Below are 8960 nucleotides of genomic sequence, written 5' to 3' on the forward strand. Positions count from 1 at the left end.
GTTTGACGATAATCTTTATAGGATTGAAAATGGCTTTCGAGACGAAAAATCCGGTTTTGATAATTGCGAGCGTTGTTATAGGAACGGTTATTGGAGAGGCGATTAAAATAGAAGATGGATTGGAAACTCTAGCGGCAAAAATTGAGAAGAAGTTCTCGGGTTTTACTTTTGCCGAAGGATTCGTTACAGCCACGATTCTCTTTAGTGTCGGACCAATGGCTGTTGTTGGGTCGATAAGGGAAGGGTTAACTGGAGACGCTTCGATCATTCTCGCCAAAACGATGCTTGACACGGTCTCGGCTTTATTTCTGTCGGCAGTTTTCGGACTTGGCGTGGCTCTTTCCTCTCTTTCAATTTTAGTTTATCAGGGAACGATTACCTTATTTGCTGGCAGTATAGCGAGTTATTTAACGGAAGAGGTAATCGCGGAGGTTACGGCTTCGGGAGGTATAATCGTGATGGCTATTGGCTTTAACGTTGTTGGATTGAGCAGATTCAAAGCTGCCAACATGCTCCCAGCTTTAGTAATAGCTCCGCTGGGGGTGTTTGTGTATTCCGCACTATGAAGACCACGTCGAGAGGGTGAAGAAGCTTGCGGTTTTCATAGCTAAGAGGGAAGGAGCCAATGTGGAAATTGTTGAAAAGGCAGCAGAACTTCACGACATAGCGAGGGATGAGGAAAATCACGCTTTGAAAGGGGCTGAGATGGCAAGAGAAATCCTTGAAAAGGAGGGGTACGGTGAGGATTTTATAGAGGCTGTTTGCCATTGCATAGCTTCTCATTCTTTCTCTTCGGGAGTTGAGCCGAAAACTCTTGAAGCCAAAGTGTTGAGTGATGCGGACAAGCTCGATGCGATCGGAGCTGTAGGAGTTGCAAGGGCTTTTATGTTCTCCGGAGAAAGAGGCAGGAGTATTGAAGAGACTTTGAGACATTTCGAGGAGAAATTGCTCAAGCTGAAGGACTTACTTTACACGAAAACCGCTAAAGAGCTTGCTGAGGAAAGACACAACTTTTTGCTACAGTTTTACAAGCAAATACTGAAGGAGCTGAATGAAGTCCAAAACGTATTTAAAGCATGAAACTCTACTCAATTTATAAGAATGAACGAGGATATTAAAGAACTTCTTGGCGGTTTGGAATTTGAAACAACGGAGGAAATAGAGGTACCTCAGAAGCTGATAGATCAGGTTATTGGGCAGGATCACGCTGTTGAGGCTATAAAGAAAGCTGCTGTGCAAAGAAGACACGTTCTTCTCATAGGCTCTCCGGGAACAGGAAAGTCGATGTTAGCCAAAGCCATGGCTGAGCTTTTGCCTAAAGAAGAGCTTGAAGACATCCTCGTTTTCCCTAATCCGGAGGATCCCAACCAGCCGAAGATAAGAACAGTTCCGGCAGGAAAGGGGAAGGAGATAGTGGAGGCGTACAAGCAAGAGGCGATGAAAAAAGCTCAGGCAAGGAACATGTTTCTATTCATGCTTGTCTTCTTCATCATAGCCTATGCGACTCTTCAAAATCAAATGCTCTGGGGAATTATAGCGGCGATAATGCTTTTCATGCTCGCAAGGTACATGATTCCGAGAGAGGAGAGAAATGTTCCCAAGCTGCTTGTCAACAACGCCGGAAAGGAGACGGCTCCCTTCGAAGACGCCACCGGCGCTCACGCTGGAGCTTTGTTCGGAGATGTCAGGCATGATCCGTTCCAGAGCGGAGGACTTGAAACTCCCGCTCACGAGAGAGTTGAGGCTGGGGCAATTCACAGAGCTCACAAGGGAGTTCTCTACATAGACGAGATAAACACCCTGACGATAGAGTCTCAGCAGAAGCTACTTACGGCAATGCAGGAAAAGAAGTTCCCGATTACTGGGCAGAGCGAAAGAAGCAGTGGAGCAATGGTTAGAACTGAGCCGGTTCCATGCGATTTCATTTTGGTCGCAGCTGGTAACTTAGATGCGCTCATGGGAATGCATCCGGCTTTGAGGAGCAGAATCAAGGGATACGGCTACGAGATTTACATGAACGACACAATGCCCGACACTCCGGAAAACAGGAGGAAGCTTGTGAGATTCGTTGCTCAGGAAGTGAGGAGAGACGGAAAGATTCCCCACTTTGACAAGTATGCGGTGGCTGAGATAATAAAGGAGGCTAAGAAGAGAGCCGGAAGGAGAGGGCATCTAACTTTAAGACTGAGAGAACTTGGAGGATTGGTAAGAACTGCTGGAGATATTGCGTTAAGCGAAGGGGCAAGCGTCGTTAGAGCGGAGCATGTGTTAAGAGCTAAGAGGATCGCAAAGTCTGTTGAAGAGCAGCTTGCAGATAAGTATATAGAGAGGAGGAGAGATTACAAGCTGTTCGTCACGGAAGGAGCGGAAATTGGGAGAGTTAACGGATTGGCTGTGATAGGCGAATCAGCTGGCATCGTCCTTCCGATTATAGCCGAAGTCACTCCGGCTTTGAGCAAGGAAGAGGGTAGGGTTATCGCTACGGGAAGATTGCAGGAGATTGCTAAGGAAGCTGTCTGGAACGTTTCAGCGATAATTAAGAAGATTATGGGAAGGGACATCTCCAACTACGATGTTCACATACAGTTCGTTGGAACTTACGAGGGAGTTGAAGGAGATTCGGCAAGCATAAGCATAGCAACAGCGGTAATTTCGGCTCTTGAGAAAATTCCAGTGAGACAAGATATAGCGATGACGGGAAGCTTGTCCGTCAAAGGAGAAGTTCTGCCAGTTGGAGGTGTCACTCAGAAAATCGAAGCAGCTATTCAAGCCGGTTTGAAGAAGGTAATAATTCCGAAGGACAATCTTGACGATGTTCTGCTTGACGCTGAGCACGAGGGAAGGATAGAAATAATCCCGGTGACGAGGATAGAGGAAGTCTTAGAACACGCTTTACTTGACTCGAAAGAAAAAGATAAGCTACTCGAAAAGCTTTACGTTTCAGCTGAAGCTCTCTGAAAACTCTTTTAGTATTTTATTTAACTCCTTCCACTTTTCGAGCATTACCATGTGTCCGGAGTTGTTTATCACCGCTATTTTCGCATTTAACTTATCTCGCAGGTATTCCGAGTTCTCCACTGGCGTCATAACATCATCGCTTCCGACAGCAATTAGCACTTCGCAGTTAAATTTCAATCCGGCTTCGTAGTCTTGAGTGTAGTCGAATTTGTCGCAGATTTCGAAATCTTTGACAACTACATCTTTTCCGCAGCCGAGTATCATGTTTTTCACGAACTCTCTGTCTCTCTTCCCTTCGTAGCTTTTCGAAAACATCCAGCCGACGAGTTTTTCAACCATTCCCTCGAAGTTGTTTCTCAAACCTTCAAGGAGCTTTGGATTCACCTTAAGCTTGGCTCCGGTGGAGAGCAAAACGAGTCCTTTAACACCATTGCTTTTGGCCAAAGCTTGAGCAATTGCTCCACCCATCGAATGGCCGACAACTATAAACTCTTTGTTGAGCTTCTCAATGACATCTTTCACGACCTTTGCGTAGTCCTCTACCGAGTTTATTTCGAAATCTTCGCTTTGCCCGTGATTCGGAAGGTCTATAGCAAAACCACCGACTTCTCTTAGCTGTTTCTTCCAGATCTCCGATGTGCATCCGGCTCCGTGTATAAAGAAAAAGTCTCCGTCCTTTTCACTTCTCAGAAAAATTTTCTTTCCGTTTACTTCAATCTCCATGTTCGAAGAAAGAATTTGGAAAATATAAGGTTACTCTTTTATCACAACGCTTCTGATGTGTTCGGGAATTTCTTCCTCACCTTCGTAACCTACAGCCTTATCAACGGCATGCCTTGTTATATAGCCGGCGACATGCAAAAGAGTTTCGTTGTACTCCAAATCCTTGTCCATGCTTGCGGTGCAAGGATAGCTGTGGTGGGCTTCGGAAACTCTGTCCCAGAGCTCTCTCATTGTCGAAAAGCTGAACTCTCTTAGTCTTATCCCTACGAACCATGCACATCCGCAGGGGTGACTCCTCAGAACTTCAACTTCCTCAATCTTCTTGTAGCCGTTCTCTTCGCTAATTTCTATTCTGAACTTGGGATACCCCATTGCCATTTCTTCGAAAAATCTTCTTATAGTGGGCAGCTTTGTCTCGTACAGCGAACAAAACGGTTTAGGAGCTGCAAATTCCAACTTGAGATCTTCGCATTTTTCTTTCAGCTGCCTGACGAGTCCGGGAGTACCCCATCTTGGCTCTTCTATAGGGACTATCAGAGCTTTTATTCCAAATTCGCTGAGTTTTTCCGGCAAAGCAAGTAAAACGTCCGGATGCATGTTTATAGCCACAGCCAGATCTGCTTCTGGAAACTTCTTCGGCAGAAAATCTTCGGCATTTTCAATAAAATCAGGCATGTTCAACGGATCTATCATCGCGTAGGTCGCCAAGATGTTTTTGGAAAAGCTGTAAACTTCATCCTTACACTGAACGCAGCTGTCGATTCCGCAAGCTCCAAAGGACGGGCAGGAGTTTCGATAGTTCATGAGATTTGCTACAAATTTCTCCCCGAAGTTTCCGTGGTAGAGAACTATCAGTTTTAAGTCCGAAGAGAACTTCATGGAAGTAGAAAAGAGGAAAGAATAAAAAGAGTTTTCTAAAAAATTATGAGGGAACTTTTTCCTCCCAAGGCGGCAGCACTTTCACGAGTATGTAAAGGATTATGAACGGCACTGCCATTATCGCCATCGCTATGGAGGCACTTTCCGCTCCGAAAAGGGGCATTATGTAGTAGCTGAAACCTCTGAAGGTTTTCGAAAGTATCTGTCCCCCTATGACGACATTCCACCTCATTGCGAAAACTCCCACCAAGGTTAGAAGGGATGCGAGGGTGTACACCGGCACTCTCCTCTTGAGAGATTTGAAGCTCTTTGCCAGCACTATGAGAATCACTGGAACTATTGCGCCAAGCACCATTTGAACGATGACGAAGCTGAAGAATATCTTCTCGTTAATGAGCCTCACTATCGCTTCGAACCCTTCTTCTCTCGTGTAGAATATGTGACCGATTTCCATGAACTCCAAACCGAGGTCGAGGATGTAGGAGTAGAGCAGATAGCTGGCAAGCTTGTCTACACACTTCTCATCTGGCTTGCTTCCCCGTAGGTAGCTGCCCAAAACGTAGATGACAAGAACCAAAGCAATTCCGGAGACCATCGCTGAAAACAGGAAGATTATCGGCATCAATGGTGAGCTCCACCAAGGATTGGCTTTCACGCTTCCAAAGATGAATCCCACGTAGCCGTGGAGGAATGCTGCGGAAGGCAACCCTATGATCGTAATGACGTTCACGATCTTTTCGTCTCTTTTTACGGCTTGTTCGCTTACGTCGTAATCACCGAGGGTTAGAATTTTGTATATGATTCCTCTGAGTCCCTTTTTAGTCTTAGCCCACTCAACGATGTCTCTTCTGTAGTCGAAGTATATCTCTATCAGTAAGACCACGAGCAAATACCAAGCGTAAACGAAGCCGAACATTGCCATGGCTGAGGAGGTGTTGGGCGTGAACATAATTTCGAAAGCCCTTTCCGGATGCCCTAAGTGAGCTATGAGGGGTAGCGGTGCAGTGAGTAGGAAAGCGAGGGCTGTAAGAAGCGAAAGTCTGTAGGTTGGCTTCACTTCCTTTACGTTGAAAATTCTTTCGAGGGAGGCTACTATGAAAGCTCCAGCAACCAATCCTGTGATGTAGGGATATACCGCTATGAGTACGCTCCAGTAAATTTCGACCTCGTTTGGGTAGATGAATCCCTCTACAAGCTTTAAAGCCTCTTGAAGTATTTCGCTCATCACCTCACCTCCGAATCGATGCCTATGTAGAACACTCTTGGCTTCGTCCCTTGTTCTGGCTTGAGAACGGAAACGGGATTTTCCTCTATCAGTTTGAGGAGCCTCTCGTCATCAGCTCTTCCGAATCTTCTCGCTTGAGTCGGACACGCTAATACGCACGCTGGCAGCAAGCCCTTCGTTATTCTGTGGTAGCACCACGTACATTTGTCGGCAGTGCCTCTTCTGCTCTCTCTCGGACCGTCGAAGGGATACAAATATCGAGCTCCGTAGGGGCAGGCTTGGATGCAATATCTGCAGCCTATGCAGTACTTCTCATCAACCAAAACAACCCCGTCTGGAGTTTTGTATGTCGCTCCAACCGGACAGACTTGAACGCACGGAGGTTCTTTACACTGATTGCAGAGCTTTGGAACGAAATAACTCTTCACGACTTCTTTCTCATCGTAGATTTCCGGGAAACCGTCAAAACCACCGTTTGGCGAGTCGACTTTTGGCTCTTCCTCTCCCTTTAACCATACGTATCTTTCCACCCAAGTTCTGAAGTAGTATGGTTCCAGAGGGACATCGTTTTCTACTTTACAGGCTCTAACGCACCTCCCGCAGCCTATGCACTTTCTTGTGTCCACAACGAATATGTATCCCGGATGACCGCTCTTTTGTTCGTTCTCTTTCTTACCTTCGTTCAATTTCGCCAAGCTAACGCCGACTAAATTTGCTAAAACGGATGAAGAAGCGAGGAGGAATTTTCTCCTGTTCATATCACCTCACCGGGTCGTGAGGATCGTGACACTTCGTGCAGTTCCAGTTTTTCTCCCTTCCGTGCTCGATCGTTACTTGAGGAAAGTTCTTTGGCTTTGAGGGACTTTTTGCGTGGCAGCTCATACAGAACTCCGTTACGCTCGGATAGGCGTTGTAGCCGAGAATATCATCTTTAGCCTCATGTTTTTCCGGATTCTCCGCGTGAGCCTTAAGCAATCCGTGGCAACTCATGCAGCTTATTCCCTTATGTTTTCCAACGCTCCAAGAAACGTACTCGTTCACGTGGCAATTAAAGCACTCAAAATTTTCCCCTACCTTAGTTTGAATTTTCGCGATCTCTTCAATCGAATCTGCCCTGTAGTGCCCCAATTCACCGAAGCTCGGTGGGACAAAGACGGCTCTTGCGGCAAAGAATATCAAAATGCCGGCTATGTAGAGCAGAAGAATTCTCCATGTCACTTTCATGGCTCCGCTCCCTCAAAAATAATTAAAAAATTGGTTTAGGATCGTCTTCTGATCTTTCCTGCTATCGCAAGGGCTGCAAGCAAAGCTACGCTTCCTGCTGTTAGCTCCACAGCTTTGAAGTTAGCTGTTTCGCTTGCTGAACTTTCAGCCTTTTCGGCTCTGACAGTCTTCTCTTCCACGCTCTCTTTTGCGACTCCTACCTCACTGTTCTCTTCCATTGTCGAAAGCTTTGGAGTTTCTCCTCTCAGCTTCTTCTGGGTTTCGTACCAGTCTATCATTCTTGCAAGGTGGTCGAGGATGCTTTCGACAGCTCCCTCCCAGTGAGCGTAGTCGGGAGACATCATCGCCGCTCCGAATCTCCATATTCTTCCGTCGTGGTGCCAGATATAGTACCACATCTGCTCTGGGAACTCGTCAAGCTTGTTGCTGGGATCGATCAGTCCCTCTTCGTACATCTTATCGAGCAAGCTCTTGGCGTACTTTGCGGTCTTGTTGTAGTCTTCGAGCACCTTCTCGTAGCTCTCAAAGTACTGATCAACCCACCTTGGACTGTGGCAAGCTTGACAAATCTTCTTCATCCTCTCTCTGTTCTGTTCAGCAAGCTCTTTGTCTGGTGTGAAGCCGATTACCTTGTTTGGATTGCTGCTCTGGTAGAAGTTAAACGGTCCTTGCGTTTCCCACTTCAGCATCGCACCAACATCGTGGGTGCTCGGGACTATCACCTTTCCTGAAGCGTCGGCAATTCCGCCCATGTGGCAAACGCTGCAAGTCGGGGCTGAGAAATCAACCCCCACTTTCCACGGTCGAGCTTCCCAGTTCCAGTTCTTTGACTCGGCTTTGTATCTTACACCGTGGTACGTGTTCTTTAAGTACTGTTCTATCTGTGGGTGATCCGGTCCGAGGTGGCACTTACCGCAAGTTTCTGGCATTCTCGCTTCCTTTATGCTGAACTTGTGCGGAGAATGGCAGGAAGAACAACTTCCTAAGCTACCGTCTGGGTTCACTCTTCCAATTCCGAGGTTCGGCCAGCCTTGCAGCTTTTCTCCGTCGTAATAGACATAGCTTCCATGACACTCCATACATCCGAGAACCTGGTTTTCTCTGTTGAGATCGTCGAGTAAACCAATTTTCTTAAGCACCCCTCCAGTTGGGAAGAGCGGAGTTGTGACGTTTCTTACAAACTCTCTCGGCGGATTTTGCTTAGCTGTTTCTGGATCAAGCGGATTTAAGCCCTTTTCCAGCATTGCTTTCCACCAAGGTGACAACGGTCCATTGACGGCTGCAAAAGCGTGTTTGCTCTTCGAGAACGTCTCGTACTCATACTTGTGGCATTCGGCACACTTTTTCGGAGAAACGACTGGGGAAACTTTGTATCCGTGGTGCTCTAAGCCGAACTCTCCTTCCTTAGCTTCGTGACAGACGCTGCAAGTAACTCCGTATTTTCCGTGTTTGCTCTTTTCCCAGTCCTTGACTATGTTCGGTGTTTGTTTGTAGTGGCAGGCTATACAGAGCTCTTCTGCAGTCGCTGGAAACAGTAGAACTGCTGCAGCAAAAAACAGCACAACAATTTTCCCGGAGACTTTCATGTTATATATTGAAGTGAGTGACGTATTTAAAATTTACGAAAAATTTCGGAAATCGAAAAGTTTAATACGACGTTTATCGGAAATACCTCGTTAGGCTAACAAATAAGGGAAAAAAGTTATATTAACAATCATGACAAATTTCATAACGTGCTGCCTTTAAAAGATAAGGAGCTAAAAGTGCTCGAAATCGTTAGAAAATTAGGGGAGGCAAGCGCTAAAGACGTTTGGAAGAATTTAAAAGAGGAGAATATTCCGTACACGACCGTTTCTTCGATTCTCAAGAAACTAAACAAGCTTGGGATCGTGGAAAAGAGGGCTGTGAGGTCGAGGGGGAGAAGGGGTGTTAAGTACATATATCGTATAGA

The 8960-nt window shown here is 46.3% G+C and carries 10 protein-coding genes; 4 read left to right on the plus strand and 6 right to left on the minus strand.

Annotated elements, in window-relative coordinates; all coding sequences use genetic code 11:
• The 3 genes from F7C14_RS07830 to lonB all read left to right on the plus strand — a co-directional run.
• The coding region (locus F7C14_RS07830) for a DUF554 domain-containing protein (protein WP_290901612.1) at positions 1–566 on the plus strand (566 nt) is incomplete at its 5' end.
• Positions 547–1080 carry an HD domain-containing protein gene (locus tag F7C14_RS07835; RefSeq protein WP_290901614.1) on the plus strand — a complete coding sequence of 178 codons (534 nt, stop codon included), beginning with the start codon at positions 547–549 and terminating at the stop codon, positions 1078–1080. The genes F7C14_RS07830 and F7C14_RS07835, both read left to right, overlap by 20 nt.
• A gap of 21 nt (positions 1081–1101) precedes the next feature.
• Positions 1102–2958, plus strand: a complete 1857-nt coding sequence (gene lonB / locus F7C14_RS07840; protein ID WP_290901616.1) for an ATP-dependent protease LonB — start codon at positions 1102–1104, stop codon at positions 2956–2958.
• Here lonB and F7C14_RS07845 read toward each other — a convergent pair.
• The 6 genes from F7C14_RS07845 to F7C14_RS07870 are packed head-to-tail and all read right to left on the minus strand — an operon-like array spanning position 2941 to position 8595.
• Positions 2941–3681 (minus strand): alpha/beta hydrolase, encoded by a 741-nt coding sequence (locus F7C14_RS07845; RefSeq protein WP_290901618.1) that lies wholly within the window; start codon positions 3679–3681, stop codon positions 2941–2943. The two genes, lonB and F7C14_RS07845, sit on opposite strands and share 18 nt — an antisense overlap.
• Positions 3682–3711: 30 nt before the next feature.
• The gene (locus F7C14_RS07850; RefSeq protein ID WP_290901621.1) at positions 3712–4560 is read right to left on the minus strand and encodes a DUF166 domain-containing protein; all 849 of its coding nucleotides are present in this window, start codon (positions 4558–4560) and stop codon (positions 3712–3714) included.
• 43 nt (positions 4561–4603) lie between these two features.
• Positions 4604–5785 carry an NrfD/PsrC family molybdoenzyme membrane anchor subunit gene (gene nrfD, locus F7C14_RS07855; RefSeq protein WP_290901624.1) on the minus strand — a complete coding sequence of 394 codons (1182 nt, stop codon included), beginning with the start codon at positions 5783–5785 and terminating at the stop codon, positions 4604–4606.
• Positions 5785–6543 (minus strand): 4Fe-4S dicluster domain-containing protein, encoded by a 759-nt coding sequence (locus tag F7C14_RS07860; RefSeq protein WP_290901626.1) that lies wholly within the window; start codon positions 6541–6543, stop codon positions 5785–5787. The genes nrfD and F7C14_RS07860 overlap by 1 nt, the downstream gene beginning before the upstream one ends.
• Position 6544: 1 nt before the next feature.
• Positions 6545–7009: a multiheme c-type cytochrome gene (locus F7C14_RS07865; RefSeq protein WP_290901628.1), complete on the minus strand. Its 465-nt coding sequence runs from the start codon at positions 7007–7009 to the stop codon at positions 6545–6547.
• A 35-nt stretch (positions 7010–7044) separates the two neighbouring features.
• Positions 7045–8595: a multiheme c-type cytochrome gene (locus tag F7C14_RS07870; protein WP_290901631.1), complete on the minus strand. Its 1551-nt coding sequence runs from the start codon at positions 8593–8595 to the stop codon at positions 7045–7047.
• A gap of 147 nt (positions 8596–8742) precedes the next feature.
• Between F7C14_RS07870 and F7C14_RS07875 the strand changes: the two genes are divergently transcribed.
• Positions 8743–8960, plus strand: a 218-nt coding sequence (locus F7C14_RS07875) for a BlaI/MecI/CopY family transcriptional regulator (protein ID WP_290901634.1), incomplete at its 3' end; no start/stop codon positions are given.

Source organism: Ferroglobus sp., assembly GCF_015521575.1.
GTDB lineage: Archaea > Halobacteriota > Archaeoglobi > Archaeoglobales > Archaeoglobaceae > Ferroglobus.